Source organism: Roseateles sp. AC306 (assembly GCF_979253795.1).
The window spans coordinates 33990-49688 of record NZ_CEEDEB010000018.1; the positions used below are offsets into that span (position 1 = coordinate 33990).

A 15699-nucleotide genomic window follows, 5' to 3' on the forward strand; every position below is an offset into this window, starting at 1 on the left:
GCGTAGTATCAAATCCCGGTGCCTCCCTCTGCACCGTGCAGGAGTCGATCATGGCCCGCCTTGCAAGCGCTGCAGTACTGAGCCTCTCTGCCCTCTTCACGTTGCCGGCCTGGGCCGATGGCGACACGCAGCCTCGTTGGCAGGCGCGATTGCAGCTGAGCAGCGCTGATGGCGGCTCCGACACCCTGCCTCATCTGGGCGGCTCCCGCATCCTCAGCGCCAACCTGCTCGGCGACTACTACCTCACCAGCTCCGGCTTCTCCAGCCTGCGCGGCGGCCTGCGCGCTACCGGCGGCCTGCTGCTGGGCCCCTTGTCGATGTCGCAGAGCAGCGGCGGTCTTGCCCTCGGCAGCGGCCCGCTGTCTGCCGGCCGCCGCAGCCTTGTCGTCAGCGGCCTGGACGCCTACTCGCTTGAGCCGAGCGCCAACCTCTCCTACGTGGGCATCGGCTACACCGGCCGGCTGAAGAGCAGCGGCTTGGCCTTCAGCGCCGATCTGGGCCTGATGTCCGGCAGCGTCGGCAGCATGCGCCTGGGCCGCAGCAGCGCCCAGGGCTTTGAAGACGCGATGCGAGATCTGCGCTTCAAGCCCTTGCTGCAACTGGGTCTGGCGTACAGCTACTGAGTCCACGCCCGGGGTGTCCGGGATAATTGCGGTTTTGCCTTACCGAGAACTGCAATGAGCGACGTTCAGCAACGCATCGACGACCTGGTCAAGTCCAACCGTGTCGTGCTCTTCATGAAGGGCACGGCGCAGTTCCCCATGTGCGGCTTCTCCGGCCGCGCTATCCAGATCCTGAAGGCCTCGGGCGTCACCGACCTGAAGACCTTCAACGTGCTCGAAGACGAGGAAGTGCGCCAGGGCATCAAGGACTACGCCAACTGGCCCACCATCCCCCAGCTCTACATCAACGGCGAGTTCCTCGGCGGCTCGGACATCATGATGGAGATGTACGAGTCGGGTGAGCTGCAACAGGCGCTCGCCACCGCCTGATGACCCGACGCCTGGTTGTCGGCCTGACAGGCGCGACCGGTGCGACCTACGCGCTGCGCCTGCTGCGCCGCTCGCGTGAGCTGGGTGTCGAAACCCATCTGGTCGCCACGCCCGCCGGCATCCTCAACGCCCATCACGAGCTGGGCCTGGATCGCTCTGCGCTTGAGACCGAAGCCAGCGTTGCCTATTCGCCCGGCGACATCGGCGCCTGCATCGCCAGCGGCAGCTTCGCGACGGCCGCCATGGTGGTTGCACCGTGCTCGATGAAGTCGCTCGCGGCGATTGCCCACGGCCTGGGCGACAACCTGCTGACGCGCGCCGCCGACGTGACGCTCAAGGAGCGCCGCCGGCTCATCCTGATGGTGCGCGAGACGCCGTTCAACCTGGCCCACCTGCGCAACATGGTGGCCGTGACCGAGATGGGCGGCATCTGCTTCCCGCCGTTGCCGGCCTTCTATCACCACCCCAAGACCATCGACGAGATGGTGGCCGAGACGGTGGAGCGCGTGCTGGAGCTGGCCGGCGTGGCCCAGGCTCAGCCCAAGGTCTGGACCGGCCTCTAGGCTCGGTCGCCTCGATCAGGGCGGCGAACCCCGCCCTGCTGCGGCCTTCGGGCCTGCACCGGCCGCTGCAAGATGCACCCACCAACTCTGCGGGTGTGCGATGTTTTCCGGTCTCAATGGTTCTCTGCTCAGCTATCTGTCCACACAGGGCCAGGGCACGTCCACCAAGGCCGGCACGACTCCCCAGGCCACGGCTTCAGGCAGCAAGGCGGGCACGCCCACCCTGTCGCCGGCGGCGCTGCAACGAGCGGCCGGCGCCACCAAGGCCGCCACCGCCGCCCATGCGCTGGAGACCGGCCAGAAGGCCCTGTCCAACGGGCTGCGCGCGGCAATGGACAAGGCCGGCGTCAAGCTGACAGGCACGGTCGAGTTCACGATCAAGAGCGACGGCAGCGTCGACATCAAGGGAAGCGACGCTGACAAGGCCGCCGCCAAGGCCTTCCTGAGCACCGACTCCAGCCAGCCCAGCTTCGCCACGCGCATCGCCGGTCAGGCCCGCGAGGCGCTGAAGCTGTCGGCGACGATCCAGCAGAGCGCCGCCATCTCGCAGGCGGCCAAGCTCGCCAAGAGCAGCAGCGGCGTCATGTCGCTCTTCAGCTCGCTGATGCAGCAGGCGGGCACAGCCAGCGTCGTGTTCTCCGTCTCGGCAGCGTCGAGCGCCCTGACCTATCCCGGTTCGCTCGCGACCAACGCCTGAGGCCAGGCCCGGCTACTTCTCGCCCGGCAACAGCCACTGACGGCGCGACGCGAACACCGCGTTCGGATACTCCGGCCGCCCCCGGCTGCCGTTGTAGCGGCCCAGGGCCAGGTACATGTCGCCCTTCTCGATGTCGAGGTAATGGCGCAGGATCACGCAGCCGAATCGCAGGTTGGTCTGCATGTGGAAGAGGCCCGACGCATTGCCATCGCCGATGGCCCGCGTCCAGAACGGCATGACCTGCATATAGCCGCGCGCGCCGGCCGTGCTGATCGCGTACTTGCGAAAGCCGCTCTCCACCTGCACCAGGCCCAGCACCAGGCTGGGCTCCAGGCCCGCGCGCCGGGCTTCGTACCAGACGGTCTCCAGGAACTCGATGCGGATCTGCGTCTCGGTCTTGCGCTTCTTCAACCGCTCGCTCATGGCGCCCAGCCAGCGCAGATAGGCCATGCGCGCCTCGGTGTCGTCGAACCTCGGCCGGGGCGGCGCGGCCTGGGCAATGGAAGCGCTCAAGGCCGAGCGGATCGAGTCCATCAACGGCTCCTCGCGCTGAGCGCCGGCCCAGGCCGGGCGAGACGGCAGCAGCAGCCCGGCCGCCCCGGCCAGCAGCAGGCCACGGCGCGAAAGCGACTCCGTCAACGAGGAAAGCACTGTCTTCCCGGCCATCATCTGGACAACCACGCCTCCAACGGCAACCGCCCTTGCCAACGCGGCGCCAACGCCACCCAGACGCCCCAGTAGAGCATCGCCAGCGCGCCCAACGCCGCCGTGCCCAGCGGCAGCGCCAGGCCGGCACCGCTGAGCAGCGCGAGGCTCAACAACGAGCTGCCGATGTACAAGCTGAGCGTATGGCGCCCGGCCATGGCCAGGCGCTCCATTGCAGCCCCGCGGCGCCGCGCTGCCAGCACCAGCCACGGCACCACGCCGAGCAGCAGCGGCATCGCGACATACATGCTGAACGCGTAGGCGACATCTGCCCAACCCGGCTGCGCGGTGCGCAGCCCGTACCAAAGCAGGAAGCCCCACGCCAGGTTCAGCGCCATACCCGGCCACAGCCAGCGCCGCGCGCAGCGCTGGAGTGCGGGTCGCCAGCGTGGGTGACTGAACAGCCGCAGACGCGCGGCCAACAAGCCGGCAGTCATCAAGCCCAACGGCAGCAGGAAACCGAGCAACAGCAAGCTCATCTGGTTGACCAAGAAGCCTCGGCCGTTCAGCGCCAACCACTGGAGCAAATCCGTCGGTGTGGCAAGTGACGCCAACACGGCCTGGGGCTCATCTGCGGCCAGATAAATCATCCACGGCGAGATGAGGGCGATCAACACCAGTTCGACAGACATCAACCCGATGAAACGCCGCCGCAACTGCCGCAAGCGCAGGCGCGACCAGCTCAGCATCAACAGTCCGCAGGCAGCGTAGAGCGTGAGGATGTCGCCTGCGTAGACGAGCAGGCCATGCACCAGACCGAGCAGCAGCAGCCGCGCCATGCGACGCCGGCGCACCGCGCTGGCCTCCGTGCCACGCGCCTGGCGCGACAGCCCCTGGCTGTAGCCGAACAGAAAGGCCAGCAGCGTGATGCCCTTGCCGGCCAGCAACGTCGCGACGGCGATCAGCCAGCCCTGCGCAAGCCAGGAATCCGCAGGCGTCGCAGCGCCGAGCGGACCGGCATCGGGCAGCGTGGCATAGCCCACCCAGTTCACCGCCACCACGGGCAACAGCGCCAGCGCCCGCAGCGCATCTACCGCCACCTCACGAGGCGGCTGGCGCCCCGCGGCGGTCACGCCAACTTTTGCTTCAGGTGGGCCACCACATCGGCCACGGCCACCTTGGTCGCGGCCTCATCGCGGCGCCCCTGGTACTCGACTTGGCCTTCCTTCAGGCCGCGGTCGCCCAGCACGACACGGTGCGGAATGCCGATCAGTTCCCAATCCGCAAACATCGCGCCCGGGCGCTCGCCGCGGTCGTCCAGCAGCACGTCGACGCCGAGCGCCTTGAGTTCGTCGTAGAGCTTGTCGGCGGCAGCCTTCACGTCCGCGCTGCGGTCGGCGCCAATGGGGCAGATGACCACCGTGAACGGCGCAATCGCGTCCGGCCAGATGATGCCGCGCGCGTCGTGGTTCTGCTCGATGGCCGCGCCCAGGATGCGCGTGACGCCGATGCCGTAGCAGCCCATTTCCATCAGCCTGGGCTTGCCGTTCTCATCGAGGAAGGTGGCGTTCATCGCGGCCGAATACTTGGTGCCGAGATAGAACACATGGCCCACCTCGATGCCGCGCTGGATGGCGAGCACGCCCTTGCCGTCCGGCGAGGGGTCGCCAGCGACGACGTTGCGAATGTCGGCGACGACGTCGGGCTCGGGCAGGTCGCGGCCCCAGTTGGCGCCGGTGAAGTGGAAGTCCGCCTCGTTGGCACCACAGACGAAGTTGGCCATGTTGGACACGGTGCGGTCGGCAACGATCTTGAGCGGCGCCTTCAGGCCGATGGGGCCGAGGTAGCCCGGCTTGCAGCCGAAGTGGGCATCGATCTCGCCGCCCGTCGCGAAGCGGAAACCGCCCTTGAGGCCTTCGACCTTGCCGGCCTTCACTTCGTTCAGCTCATGGTCGCCGCGCACCAGCAGCAGCCACACCTGGGTCTTGGCGATGTTGCCGTCCTTGTCCAGCTCGTCGGTGGCCAGCACCAGCGACTTGACGGTCTGCGACAGTGGCAGGCCCAGCAGCTCCGCCACATCAGCGCAGGTGCTCTTGCCAGGCGTGGGCGTCTTTGCCAGCGTCTGGGTCGCCGCAGCGCGCGACGCCGTCAACGCCACGCCCTCTGCCAGCTCCATGTTGGCCGCGTAGTCGCTCGTCGGGCAATAGACGATGGCGTCTTCGCCGGTGTCTGCAATGACCTGGAACTCGTGCGAGCGGTCGCCACCGATGGCGCCGGTGTCCGCTGCCACGGCGCGGTATTGCAGGCCGAAGCGGTCGAAGATCTTGCCGTAGGCCGCGTACATGTTGTCGTAGCTGCGGCCCGCAGCCTCGACGTCACGGTCGAAGGAGTAGGCATCCTTCATCGTGAACTCGCGGCCACGCATCAGGCCGAAGCGCGGGCGGCGCTCGTCGCGGAACTTGGTCTGGATGTGATAGAAATTTTTCGGCAGCTGGCGATAGCTGCGCAGCTCCTGGCGGGCGATGTCGGTGATGACTTCCTCGCTCGTCGGCTGCACGATGTAGTCGCGCCCATGGCGGTCCTTCACGCGCAGCAGCTCGGGGCCCATCTTGTCGAAGCGACCCGTTTCCTGCCACAGCTCGGCGGGCTGGATGACGGGCATCAGGCACTCGATGGCACCAGCCGCGTCCATCTCCTCACGGATGATCTTCTCGACCTTGCGGATGACGCGAAGTCCCATCGGCATGTAGTTGTAAATGCCCGCACCCAGGCGCTTGATCATGCCGGCGCGCATCATCAGCCTGTGGCTGACGACCTCGGCATCCGCCGGAGCTTCCTTGAGCGTAGAGACGAAGAACTGGGTGGCTTTCATGGGCAGACCAAATGCAAAGGCCGGGTGCAAACCCGGCCGGAATCAAGACAGAACAGAGGCAAATCTTCAGGTTAGCGATCGCCGTACCGCGATCGCGGCCCGATGCAATAATCGAACCAACTAGAGATTTGAGGTTGATTATGCTCGACCGTGAAGGCTTCCGCCCCAACGTCGGCATCATCCTGCTCAACCATCGCAACGAGGTCTTCTGGGGCAAACGCATCCGGACGCACTCGTGGCAGTTCCCGCAAGGGGGCATCAAACACGGCGAGACGCCTGAGCAGGCGATGTTCCGAGAGCTCCACGAGGAAGTGGGGCTCATTCCAGAGCATGTGCGCATCATCGCGAGAACGCGAGATTGGCTGCGCTATGAGGTGCCCGAGCACTTCATCCGCCGCGATGCACGTGGCCACTACAAAGGCCAGAAGCAGATCTGGTTCCTGCTGCAGATGGTCGGCCGCGACTGCGACATGAATCTGCGCGCCACCGACCACCCCGAGTTCGACGCCTGGCGCTGGAACGACTACTGGGTGCCGCTGGAGTCCGTTATCGAGTTCAAGCGCGGCGTCTACGAGATGGCGCTGACGGAACTTGCGCGCTTCCTGCCGCGCATCAACCACCACAACCGATACCTGCGCGCCGGCATGCGGCCGGCGCACCGCGGCGAAGGGCGGAGCAGCGGACCGATGCCACTGGATGGCCCGGAGACGCCGCCGGACGGTGAATCGCCGGGCGACTCGGGGCAGGATCAGGTGGTATCGGCGCCGCAGTTTGGTCGTCCCTAGCGGGGCACCAAAGTTTGGCTGCTCCTAGCGGAGCACCAGATTGTCCCGGTGGATCAGCTCCGGCTCGGCGGCGTAACCGAGCACGCTTTCGAACTCCGACGACGGCCTGCGCGCGATGAGTCGCGATTCCGTGCCCGAGTAGTTGGCCAGTCCACGCGCCAGCTCGGTGCCGTCAGGCGCCAGCACGGCGATGACATCACCACGGTGGAAATCGCCCTGCACCTCGGTGACGCCGATGGGCAGCAGGCTCTTGCCCTCGCCACGCAGCTTGGTCACCGCACCCGCGTCGATGCGGACGGCGCCGCGCATCTGCAGGTGGTCGACCATCCACTGCTTGCGCGCCGCCAGCTTGGGCGTCGCTGCGTGCAGGGCCGTGCCGATGGCCTCGCCGCGCGCCAGGCGCAGCAGCACATCCGGCTCGCGTCCCCAGGCGATGACGGTGCCTGCACCGCTGCCTGCGGCTCGCTTGGCCGCCAAGATCTTCGTGATCATGCCGCCCCGGCCGATGCTGGACCCGGCGCCACCAGCCATGCGCTCCAACTCGGGGTCGCCGGCCAGGGCGTTGTCGATGAAGCGCGCGTTAGGGTCCTTGCGCGGATCAGCCGAGTACAGGCCGCGCTGGTCCGTCAGGATGACGAGGGCATCCGCTTCGACGAGGTTCGCTACCAGCGCGCCCAGCGTGTCGTTGTCGCCAAACTTGATCTCGTCGTTGACGACGGTGTCGTTCTCATTGATGACCGGCAGCACGCGGTGGGCCATCAGCGTCAGCAGCGTCGAGCGGGCATTGAGATAACGCTCGCGGTCGGCCAGGTCGGCGTGGGTCAGCAGCACCTGGGCGCTGTGCATGCCATGCGCGCTGAGCTGGCTTTCGTACATCTGCGCCAAGCCCATCTGGCCCACGGCGGCGGCGGCCTGCAACTCGTGCAGTTCCTTGGGCCGCGTCGTCCAGCCCAGGCGCTTCATGCCCTCGGCGATGGCGCCGCTGGACACCATGATCAGTTCCCGCCCTTCGCTCGCCAACGCCGCAAGTTGGCGGCTCCAGTTCGCGATCGCCTCGGCATCAATGCCTCGGCCCTCGTTGGTGACGAGGCTGGAACCGACCTTGACAACGATGCGGCGCGCGCTGGACAACAAACTCATTGGTGCACCCTTCGGCCTGCCGCCGGTCCCGCCAAGCGGGAGCGAGCTTGCCTAGGACGGCCCGGCGCGGCGCTCATTCAGCAGGAGATTCGAAACGGATATCGGGCTCTTCGAGCACACGCTGCTCGGCAGCGACGTGGTCGTAGATGGCGTGGATCAGCGGCTGGCAGCCTTCTCGGGTCAGCGCCGAGATCTTGAAGACCGGACCTTTCCACTTGTAGCGCTTGACGAAGTCCTTCACGCGGGTTTCGCGCTCTTCTTCAGGCACCATATCCAGCTTGTTCAACACCAACCAGCGCGGCTTGGCGTGCAGCGCCGGATCGTATTTCTTCAGCTCCGCGACGATGGCCTTCGCTTCCTTGACCGGATCGACTTCCGGGTCGAACGGTGCTAAGTCGACAACGTGCAGCAGCAATCGCGTGCGCTGCAGATGGCGCAGGAACTGGTGGCCCAGGCCGGCACCTTCAGCGGCGCCTTCGATGAGGCCCGGAATGTCGGCAACGACGAAGCTCTTCTCCGGCGCGACCCGCACGACGCCCAGATTGGGGTGCAGCGTCGTGAAAGGGTAGTCCGCGATCTTGGGCTTGGCGTTGGACACTGCGGTGATCAGTGTCGACTTGCCAGCGTTGGGTTGGCCCAGCAGGCCGACGTCGGCCAGCACGCGCAGCTCCATGCGCAGCTTCTTGACCTCGCCTGGCCAGCCCGGTGTCTTCTGACGCGGCGCGCGGTTCGTCGAGGTCTTGAAATGCAGGTTGCCGAAACCGCCGTCGCCGCCCTTGGCCAGCAGGATGCGCTGGCCCGGCTCCAGCAGTTCGCCAATGACGGACTCGGTTTCAAGGTCGGTGATGATGGTGCCGACCGGCACGCGCAACACAACGTCGTCGGACGCCGCGCCAAAGCAGTCGGAGCCGCGGCCCGCCTCGCCGTTGCGCGCCTCATGGCGGCGCGCATAGCGGTAGTCGATCAACGTGTTGAGGTTGCGGTCGGCTTCGGCCCAGACGCTGCCGCCCTTGCCGCCGTCGCCGCCGTCCGGCCCGCCGAACGGGATGAACTTCTCGCGGCGAAAGCTCGCACAGCCCGCCCCGCCATTGCCAGCGGCGACATCAATGGTGGCTTCGTCAACGAATTTCATGGCGGGCGGCCATCGTAATGGCTGGGTTGTGGCCGGCCCGCCGTCGTGCGGCGCGCCAGGCTTCAGAAATGACAAAGCCCCGGGAGGGCCGGGGCTTGGAGCGTCGGGCGATGAAATCGCCCGCGACGGCTGACCTTAGGCGGCCAGCGGCGTGATGACGACCGTGGAACGGTTCTTCGCGCCCTTGACAGTGAAGCTGACATGGCCGTCGACCAACGCGAACAGCGTGTGGTCCTTGCCGATGCCGACGTTCACGCCGGGGTGGAACCGGGTGCCGCGCTGACGCACGATGATCGAACCAGCGGAGATCAGTTCGCCGCCGAAAGCCTTGACGCCCAGCATCTTGGGCTTGGAGTCGCGGCCGTTCCGTGTGGAACCGCCGCCTTTTTTCTGTGCCATGAGTTAGCTCCTCAAAATTAGCGAAAGCGGCTGGATCAGCCGTTGACCGCGCTGATTTCCAGCTCGGTGTAGTTCTGGCGATGGCCTTGGCTCTTCTTGTAGTGCTTGCGACGGCGCATCTTGAAGATGCGAACCTTGTCGTGCTTGCCGTGGCTGACGACCGTGGCACTGACCGTGGCGCCAGCGACCAGCGGAGCGCCGACCGTCAGGCCGTCACCGCTGCCAACTGCCAGCACTTGGTCGATGGTGACCAAAGCGCCGACTTCCGCGTCGAGCAACTCGACCTTGATCTTCTCGCCGGCAGCAACCTTGTATTGCTTGCCGCCAGTCTTGATGACTGCGTACATGTTCGTCCTTTCACACCTTGCGGTGCATTCACCTGGCTCACAGCGACCACCTGGGTGATCCCCGCATGCGCCGGGCCTTTTTGTCGGTTTTGTTTTCTCTCGGCGCTCGCAGCCATGACGGCGCACGAGTTGCAAAGAGCCCGCGAGTATACCCGTAGCGCCAGCTCAATGGCAACTGGCTCCGCCGCAAGCTCCATGCGCGCCTTGTTCAGCCGCCGACAGGCGATCCTGAATGGACCACGCAAGCCGCTTCCTATAATCTTCGAATTCCCAGCCTGAGAGTCCAGTGTGCGCGTCGAGTCAGCCTCGCCTTCACCCCAAGTTGCCGAGGCCTTGAATCTGCTGGCCGCCGAGATGGCCCAGGTCGACACCGTCATCGCCCAGCGACTGAGTTCCGATGTGGCGCTGATCGACCAGATCGCCCACTACATCGTGCATGCCGGCGGCAAACGCATGCGCCCCAAGCTCGTGCTCCTGTTCGCGAATGCGCTGGGCTTCGAGGGCCAAGCGCGATTTGAACTTGCGGCTGTCGTCGAATTCATCCACACCGCCACGCTGCTGCACGACGACGTCGTCGACGAATCCTCGCTGCGCCGTGGCAAGCCGACGGCCAATGCGCTGTTCGGCAACGCAGCCAGCGTGCTGGTCGGAGACTTCCTCTACTCGCGCGCCTTCCAGATGATGGTCTCGGTGGACCGCATGCGGGTGCTGGACGTGCTGGCCGAAGCGACGAATGTCATCGCCGAGGGAGAGGTCCTGCAGTTGATGAACATGCACGATCCCGACATCACGGTCGAAAGCTATCTGCGCGTCATCCGCTTCAAGACTGCCAAGCTTTTCGAGGCCAGCGCCCGCCTGGGCGCCGTGCTCGCGAACGCGTCGACCGAAGTCGAGGAAGCCTGTGCCGCCTACGGCCGCTCTCTCGGCACCTCTTTCCAGCTTATCGATGACGTGCTGGACTACGAGGGTGATGCCCATGAACTGGGCAAGAACATTGGCGACGACTTGCGCGAAGGCAAGACGACACTGCCGCTGCTGATCGCGATGGAGCGCTCCAAACCCGAACAGCGTGCGCTGCTGCGCCATGCGATCGAGGAAGGCGAACTGGAGAAGCTGGAGGAGATCGTTGCCATCGTCCGCTCGACCGGTGCGCTGGAGTCCACTCGCGAGGCCGCTCGCGCCGAGGCACGGCATGCGAGCGAAAGTCTGCAGCTGTTGCCTCGAAATCGGTGGACAGAATCTCTGCTAGAATTCGCGATTCAGTCGGTTGAGCGGCATTCATGAATGCCTGCTGACGACGATGAAGACATCGGGGTGTAGCTTAGCCTGGTAGAGCGCTACGTTCGGGACGTAGAGGCCGGAGGTTCGAATCCTCTCACCCCGACCAAGTCTTCCGCCCTCGGGACGAGGGCCCTATCGCCGCACTGCGGCATTGCTGAATCCGTCACGGAACTTCGGCGAATCCGCTCGCTGGGTAATAGTTCCGCCGCTGGCACAATCATCAGACTTCGTGTCTTCGCGTCGCTGACGCCATTGCAGTGGAAACCACGCTCGTCGAGCCGCTTCAGTCCGCCCTGTCCGGGGTTGCGCGCATGCTCGTGCACGCCGGCAAGCTGCAGGCCAAGGCTGCCGAGGATCTCGTCAAGCAGGCGCGCGACAAGAAGATCAGTTTCGTCACCGCCGTGATTGCCAGCGGCCAGGTGTCGCCGTCGGACTTGGCGCACACCCTGTCCAGTGCGTTGGCCCTGCCGCTACTGGATCTGGCGGCGATGGACCCGCAGCGCATGCCGAAGGACATCATCGAAGGCAAGCTGGCCCAGCAATATCAAGTCGTCGCGCTGTCGAGGCGCGGCAATCGGCTGTTCGTCGGCGGCGCGGACCCGACCGATCTCGAGGTCATCGAGCGCATCAAGTTCGCGACGCAGCTGCAGCCTGAATGGGTCATCGTCGAGCACGACAAGCTTGCAAAGATGCTGGCCAATGTCGGGGTCAGCGCAACCGAGTCGCTGGAATCCATCGCTGGCGGCGACTTCGACTTCGACATCGCCGAGGACGACGCACCGACACAGCAGGAATCAGCCGAACTGGCCGATGTCGAGGACGCACCGGTGGTGCGCTTCCTGCAGAAGATGCTGGTGGACGCCATCAACCTGCGCGCATCCGACCTGCACTTCGAGCCCTACGAATACCACTATCGCGTCCGCTTCCGCGTCGACGGCGAGCTGCGCGAGATCACGCAACCACCCATCGCCATCAAGGACAAGCTGGCCTCGCGCATCAAGGTGATCTCGCGCCTGGACATCGCCGAAAAGCGTGTACCCCAGGACGGGCGCATGAAGCTGAAGTTCGGCGCCAAGTCCATCGACTTCCGCGTCAGCACGCTGCCCACGCTGTTCGGCGAGAAGATTGTCATTCGTATCCTGGACTCGTCCTCGGCCAAGCTGGGCATCGAGGCGCTCGGCTACGAGAAGATCGAAAAGGAGCGGCTGCTCGCCTGCATCTACCGTCCCTACGGCATGGTGTTGGTGACTGGCCCGACGGGCTCCGGCAAAACGGTGTCGCTCTACACCTGCCTGAACATCCTCAACCAGCCCGGCGTCAATATCTCGACGGTTGAAGATCCGGCTGAAATCAACTTGCCCGGCATCAATCAGGTCAACGTCAACGACAAGGCCGGCCTGAACTTCTCGGCCGCGCTGAAGTCCTTCCTGCGCCAGGACCCCGACATCATCATGGTGGGTGAGATCCGCGACCTGGAGACGGCAGACATCGCCATCAAGGCCGCGCAAACGGGCCACATGGTCATGTCGACGCTGCACACCAACGACGCGCCCAAGACGCTGACCCGCCTGCTGAACATGGGCGTGGCGCCGTTCAACATCGCGTCGAGCGTGCTGCTGATCACGGCACAGCGCCTCGTGCGCCGGCTGTGCGAGAACTGCAAGCAAGCGGCGGACTATCCTCGCGATGCGATGCTCAAGGCAGGCTTTACCGAGGAAGAGTTCGACGGCAGTTGGAAGCCTTATCGCGCAGTCGGCTGTAGCAACTGTACGAACGGTTACCGCGGCCGGCTGGGGCTCTACCAAGTGATGCCCATTACCGAACCGATCCAGCGCATCATCCTGGCCCAAGGAACGGCGATGGACATCGCCGAGCAAGCCAAGAAAGAAGGCGTGCGTGACCTGCGTCAGTCCGGCCTTGTCAAGGTTCGCGCGGGCGTCACGACGCTTGAAGAAGTCCTGTCCGCCACCAACGAATAAGTCGAAAAGGGAGAGCGCATGGCCACTGCCACCGCTTCAGCAAAAGGCGTCAAGGATTTCGTTTTCGAATGGGAGGGCAAGGACCGCAACGGCAAGATCGTCAAGGGCGAGTTGCGCGCTGGCGGCGAAGCCATGGTCAGCGCAACGCTGCGCCGCCAGGGCATCCTCGTCAACAAGGTCAAGAAGCGTCGCGTCAGTGGCGGTTCATCCATCAAGCAGAAGGACATCGCCGTCTTCACGCGGCAGCTTGCGACCATGATGCGCGCAGGCGTGCCGCTGCTGCAGGCCTTCGACATCGTCGCCCGCGGGGCGACCAATCCGCGTTTGGCACGGCTGCTCAACGACATCCGCCAGGACGTGGAGACCGGTACCAGCCTGTCGTCGGCTTTTCGCAAGCATCCGATGTATTTCGACGCGCTCTACTGCAACCTCGTTGAGGCCGGCGAGACGGGCGGCATTCTTGAGGCCCTGCTGGACCGGCTGGCTGTCTATCAGGAAAAGACGGTCGCGATCAAGAACAAGATCAAATCGGCGCTGACGTATCCGATCGCCGTGCTGGTCGTCGCCTTCATCGTCGTCGCGGTCATCATGATCTTCGTCATCCCAGCCTTCAAGGACGTGTTCACGTCCTTCGGCGCCGACCTGCCCGCGCCGACGTTGATCGTCATCGCAATGTCGGAGTTCTTCGTCAGCTATTGGTGGGCCATTTTCGGCAGCATCGGTGGAGGCCTGTATTTCTTCTTCCAGAGCTGGAAGCGCTCGGTGAAGATGCAAAAGCGCATGGACCGCATCCTGCTGAAGATCCCGGTTTTCGGCGATCTGCTGTTCAAGTCGGCCGTTGCCCGCTGGACGCGCACCTTGTCGACGATGTTTGCCGCCGGCGTGCCGCTCGTCGAAGCGCTGGACTCGGTCGGCGGCGCCTCGGGCAATGCTGTGTTCCAGGAAGCCACCGAGCAGATCCAACGCGACGTGTCGACCGGCTCGGCGCTGACGACCTCGATGCAGACGACCGGCATCTTCCCGACCATGGTGCTGCAGATGGCCTCCATCGGCGAGGAATCCGGCTCGCTGGACCACATGCTGGCCAAGGCCGCCGAGTTTTACGAGGACGAAGTGGACGAGGCCGTGAAGGCCCTGTCCAGCCTGATGGAGCCCTTCATCATCGTCATCCTCGGCACCATCATCGGCGGCATCGTCGTGTCGATGTACCTGCCCATCTTCAAGATCGGCACCGTGGTCTGAGCCAGGCGCAAGGTCGCTGCACGCGGGTAGATTCCTGCCCGCCTCCCCTTTCACCTGCACCACAACACCATGTCCCTCGCCTCCATCGACTGGTCTATCTGGCTCTCGCCCTGGGTGCTGGGCATCCTCGGTCTGTGCATCGGCAGCTTTTTGAATGTCGTGATCCACAGGCTGCCGCTGATGCTGGAGCGCGACTGGCTGCATGAGTCGGCCGCGCAATTGACCGAGGCGGCCGCGATGGCACGCGTGGCGCGCATCCCTCAGCCCGAGGCCGACAAGCTGGCCAAGGCGGTCGACGACTTCGGCACTCGGATAGAGGCACTGCCGCCTTTCAGCATCGCCGCGCCGCGCTCGCGCTGCCCGCATTGCGGGCACCAACTGCGCTGGCACGAGAACCTGCCCGTCATCGGCTGGCTGCGGCTGGGCGGCAAGTGCGCGGCCTGCAAGGCGCCCATCGCCAAGCGCTATCCCATCGTCGAGTTGCTCACCGGCCTGGCCTTTGCGGCACTGTCCTGGCGCTTCGGCGCCCAGCCGACGACGCTGCTCTGGTGCGGCTTCGTCGCCGCGCTGATTGCGCTGGCGATGATCGACTGGGACACGACGTTGTTGCCCGATGTCATCAACCAGCCGCTGCTGTGGGCCGGCCTGCTCGCTGCGCTGCTGGGCTGGACGCCCATCTCTCTTGAGAACTCCGTCATCGGCGCGGTGGCGGGCTATATGTCGCTGTGGTCCATCGCCTGGCTCTACGAGAAACTGCGCGGCCAGATCGGCATGGCGCCGGGCGACTTCAAGCTGCTGGCGGCGCTGGGCGCCTGGTTGGGCTGGCAGATGCTGCTGCCGGTCGTGCTCGGTGCGTCGGCCGTCGGTGCCGTCATCGGCCTGCTGATGAAAATGACGGCCAGCCTGCGCGAAGGTCGCTACGTGCCCTTTGGCCCCTTCTTGGCCGGTGGTGGCCTCGTCGTGCTGTTTGCGGGCCGGGAGACCGTGCTGGGCTGGCTCGGCTGGGCATGAAGAAATGAGGATTGGCCTGACCGGCGGCATCGGCTCGGGCAAGAGCACGGTCGCCGGCTTCCTGCGCGAGGCGGGAGCCGCCATCGTCGACACCGATGCCATCTCGCGCGGCCTGACGCTGGCCGGCGGCGCAGCCATGCCGGCCATCGCACAAGGCTTCGGCGCCGACTTCGTGACGACTGACGGCGCGCTGGACCGCGAGCGCATGCGCGCTCTCGTCTTTTCGGACGCCACTGCCAAGCGCCGGCTCGAGGCCATCCTGCACCCGCTGATCACCGCCGAAGCGCTGATCCAGGCCGACGCAGCCACCTCCGCCTTCGTCGTGTTTGACGTGCCGCTGCTCGTCGAATCCAGCCGCTGGCGCGCCCGTGTCTCGCGCGTGCTCGTTGTCGACTGCTCGGCCGAGACGCAGATCGAACGCGTGCTGCAACGCCCGGGCTGGACGCGCGAGCGCGTTGAAGGCGCACTGGCCGCGCAGACCACGCGCCAGGCCCGTCGTGCCGCAGCCGATGCGGTGCTGCTGAATGATGGCCTTGCGCTTGTCACGCTCAGAAACGAGGTCATGAGCCTGGCCGCACGCTGGGGCTGTGAAACAATCCACACGCCCTGACTGA

Annotated in this window: 17 protein-coding genes and 1 tRNA gene; 11 read left to right on the top strand and 7 right to left on the bottom strand. The window is 65.5% G+C overall.

All coding sequences use genetic code 11. The annotated features are described in order from the left end of the window. Positions 1–50 precede the first annotated feature (50 nt). The 4 genes from AC0IZJ_RS25020 to AC0IZJ_RS25035 all read left to right on the top strand — a co-directional run bounded on the left by AC0IZJ_RS25020 (position 51) and on the right by AC0IZJ_RS25035 (position 2252). Entirely contained in the window at positions 51–623 is a 573-nt protein-coding gene (locus AC0IZJ_RS25020) for a hypothetical protein (protein ID WP_471854428.1), read from the top strand. A 54-nt stretch (positions 624–677) separates the two neighbouring features. Then, positions 678–992, top strand: a complete 315-nt coding sequence (grxD, locus tag AC0IZJ_RS25025) for a Grx4 family monothiol glutaredoxin (RefSeq protein ID WP_457420903.1) — start codon at positions 678–680, stop codon at positions 990–992. Further along, positions 992–1555, top strand: coding sequence for a UbiX family flavin prenyltransferase (locus tag AC0IZJ_RS25030; protein ID WP_471854430.1), 564 nt, complete (start codon positions 992–994; stop codon positions 1553–1555). Before grxD ends, AC0IZJ_RS25030 begins: the two co-directional genes overlap by 1 nt. Before the next feature lie 100 nt (positions 1556–1655). Continuing rightward, positions 1656–2252: a hypothetical protein gene (locus AC0IZJ_RS25035; protein ID WP_471854432.1), complete on the top strand. Its 597-nt coding sequence runs from the start codon at positions 1656–1658 to the stop codon at positions 2250–2252. 12 nt (positions 2253–2264) lie between these two features. Here AC0IZJ_RS25035 and AC0IZJ_RS25040 read toward each other — a convergent pair whose 3' ends face one another. The 3 genes from AC0IZJ_RS25040 to AC0IZJ_RS25050 are packed head-to-tail and all read right to left on the bottom strand — an operon-like array spanning position 2265 to position 5769. Beyond that, positions 2265–2921, bottom strand: a complete 657-nt coding sequence (locus tag AC0IZJ_RS25040) for a lytic transglycosylase domain-containing protein (RefSeq protein ID WP_471854433.1) — start codon at positions 2919–2921, stop codon at positions 2265–2267. Next, on the bottom strand, positions 2918–4030 hold the full coding sequence (locus tag AC0IZJ_RS25045) for a DUF418 domain-containing protein (protein ID WP_471854434.1): 1113 nt from the start codon (positions 4028–4030) through the stop codon (positions 2918–2920). The genes AC0IZJ_RS25040 and AC0IZJ_RS25045 overlap by 4 nt, the downstream gene beginning before the upstream one ends. Beyond that, positions 4027–5769: a proline--tRNA ligase gene (locus tag AC0IZJ_RS25050; protein ID WP_471854436.1), complete on the bottom strand. Its 1743-nt coding sequence runs from the start codon at positions 5767–5769 to the stop codon at positions 4027–4029. The genes AC0IZJ_RS25045 and AC0IZJ_RS25050 overlap by 4 nt, the downstream gene beginning before the upstream one ends. 140 nt (positions 5770–5909) lie before the next feature. Here AC0IZJ_RS25050 and AC0IZJ_RS25055 point away from each other — a divergent pair, with 140 nt between their 5' ends. Further along, entirely contained in the window at positions 5910–6554 is a 645-nt protein-coding gene (locus tag AC0IZJ_RS25055; protein WP_471854438.1) for an RNA pyrophosphohydrolase, read from the top strand. A gap of 24 nt (positions 6555–6578) precedes the next feature. Here AC0IZJ_RS25055 and proB read toward each other — a convergent pair whose 3' ends face one another. The 4 genes from proB to rplU all read right to left on the bottom strand — a co-directional run bounded on the left by proB (position 6579) and on the right by rplU (position 9572). Continuing rightward, positions 6579–7694: a glutamate 5-kinase gene (gene proB, locus AC0IZJ_RS25060; RefSeq protein WP_471854441.1), complete on the bottom strand. Its 1116-nt coding sequence runs from the start codon at positions 7692–7694 to the stop codon at positions 6579–6581. 73 nt (positions 7695–7767) lie between these two features. Continuing rightward, entirely contained in the window at positions 7768–8826 is a 1059-nt protein-coding gene (gene obgE / locus AC0IZJ_RS25065; protein WP_471854443.1) for a GTPase ObgE, read from the bottom strand. A gap of 135 nt (positions 8827–8961) precedes the next feature. After that, positions 8962–9225 (bottom strand): 50S ribosomal protein L27, encoded by a 264-nt coding sequence (gene rpmA, locus AC0IZJ_RS25070; protein WP_394482031.1) that lies wholly within the window; start codon positions 9223–9225, stop codon positions 8962–8964. Between the two features lie 35 nt (positions 9226–9260). Continuing rightward, positions 9261–9572 carry a 50S ribosomal protein L21 gene (rplU, locus tag AC0IZJ_RS25075; RefSeq protein ID WP_471854445.1) on the bottom strand — a complete coding sequence of 104 codons (312 nt, stop codon included), beginning with the start codon at positions 9570–9572 and terminating at the stop codon, positions 9261–9263. A 354-nt stretch (positions 9573–9926) separates the two neighbouring features. On the opposite strand from rplU, the gene AC0IZJ_RS25080 reads away from it, so the two are divergent. The 6 genes from AC0IZJ_RS25080 to coaE all read left to right on the top strand — a co-directional run bounded on the left by AC0IZJ_RS25080 (position 9927) and on the right by coaE (position 15695). Further along, positions 9927–10856, top strand: a complete 930-nt coding sequence (locus tag AC0IZJ_RS25080) for a polyprenyl synthetase family protein (protein WP_471854523.1) — start codon at positions 9927–9929, stop codon at positions 10854–10856. Between the two features lie 26 nt (positions 10857–10882). Continuing rightward, a tRNA-Pro gene (locus AC0IZJ_RS25085) sits at positions 10883–10959 on the top strand. A gap of 205 nt (positions 10960–11164) precedes the next feature. Continuing rightward, positions 11165–12832: a type IV-A pilus assembly ATPase PilB gene (gene pilB, locus AC0IZJ_RS25090; RefSeq protein ID WP_471854525.1), complete on the top strand. Its 1668-nt coding sequence runs from the start codon at positions 11165–11167 to the stop codon at positions 12830–12832. An 18-nt stretch (positions 12833–12850) separates the two neighbouring features. Next, positions 12851–14074 carry a type II secretion system F family protein gene (locus tag AC0IZJ_RS25095; RefSeq protein ID WP_471854446.1) on the top strand — a complete coding sequence of 408 codons (1224 nt, stop codon included), beginning with the start codon at positions 12851–12853 and terminating at the stop codon, positions 14072–14074. A gap of 69 nt (positions 14075–14143) precedes the next feature. Next, entirely contained in the window at positions 14144–15085 is a 942-nt protein-coding gene (locus AC0IZJ_RS25100; RefSeq protein WP_471854447.1) for a prepilin peptidase, read from the top strand. Between the two features lie 4 nt (positions 15086–15089). Then, on the top strand, positions 15090–15695 hold the full coding sequence (gene coaE / locus AC0IZJ_RS25105) for a dephospho-CoA kinase (RefSeq protein ID WP_471854448.1): 606 nt from the start codon (positions 15090–15092) through the stop codon (positions 15693–15695). The last annotated feature ends 4 nt before the right edge of the window (positions 15696–15699 follow it).

Excerpts from the sequence above, each read along its gene's own strand:
- obgE (WP_471854443.1), bottom strand. The coding sequence starts at position 8,826 with ATGAAATTCGTTGACGAAGCCACCATTGATGTCGCCGCTGGCAATGGC.
- pilB (WP_471854525.1), top strand. The coding sequence starts at position 11,165 with ATGCTCGTGCACGCCGGCAAGCTGCAGGCCAAGGCTGCCGAGGATCTC.
- proB (WP_471854441.1), bottom strand. The coding sequence starts at position 7,694 with ATGAGTTTGTTGTCCAGCGCGCGCCGCATCGTTGTCAAGGTCGGTTCC.
- rplU (WP_471854445.1), bottom strand. The coding sequence starts at position 9,572 with ATGTACGCAGTCATCAAGACTGGCGGCAAGCAATACAAGGTTGCTGCC.
- rpmA (WP_394482031.1), bottom strand. The coding sequence starts at position 9,225 with ATGGCACAGAAAAAAGGCGGCGGTTCCACACGGAACGGCCGCGACTCC.
- AC0IZJ_RS25030 (WP_471854430.1), top strand. The coding sequence starts at position 992 with ATGACCCGACGCCTGGTTGTCGGCCTGACAGGCGCGACCGGTGCGACC.
- AC0IZJ_RS25035 (WP_471854432.1), top strand. The coding sequence starts at position 1,656 with ATGTTTTCCGGTCTCAATGGTTCTCTGCTCAGCTATCTGTCCACACAG.
- AC0IZJ_RS25100 (WP_471854447.1), top strand. The coding sequence starts at position 14,144 with ATGTCCCTCGCCTCCATCGACTGGTCTATCTGGCTCTCGCCCTGGGTG.
- AC0IZJ_RS25020 (WP_471854428.1), top strand. The coding sequence starts at position 51 with ATGGCCCGCCTTGCAAGCGCTGCAGTACTGAGCCTCTCTGCCCTCTTC.
- AC0IZJ_RS25040 (WP_471854433.1), bottom strand. The coding sequence starts at position 2,921 with ATGATGGCCGGGAAGACAGTGCTTTCCTCGTTGACGGAGTCGCTTTCG.
- grxD (WP_457420903.1), top strand. The coding sequence starts at position 678 with ATGAGCGACGTTCAGCAACGCATCGACGACCTGGTCAAGTCCAACCGT.
- AC0IZJ_RS25050 (WP_471854436.1), bottom strand. The coding sequence starts at position 5,769 with ATGAAAGCCACCCAGTTCTTCGTCTCTACGCTCAAGGAAGCTCCGGCG.
- AC0IZJ_RS25055 (WP_471854438.1), top strand. The coding sequence starts at position 5,910 with ATGCTCGACCGTGAAGGCTTCCGCCCCAACGTCGGCATCATCCTGCTC.
- coaE (WP_471854448.1), top strand. The coding sequence starts at position 15,090 with ATGAGGATTGGCCTGACCGGCGGCATCGGCTCGGGCAAGAGCACGGTC.
- AC0IZJ_RS25080 (WP_471854523.1), top strand. The coding sequence starts at position 9,927 with ATGGCCCAGGTCGACACCGTCATCGCCCAGCGACTGAGTTCCGATGTG.
- AC0IZJ_RS25095 (WP_471854446.1), top strand. The coding sequence starts at position 12,851 with ATGGCCACTGCCACCGCTTCAGCAAAAGGCGTCAAGGATTTCGTTTTC.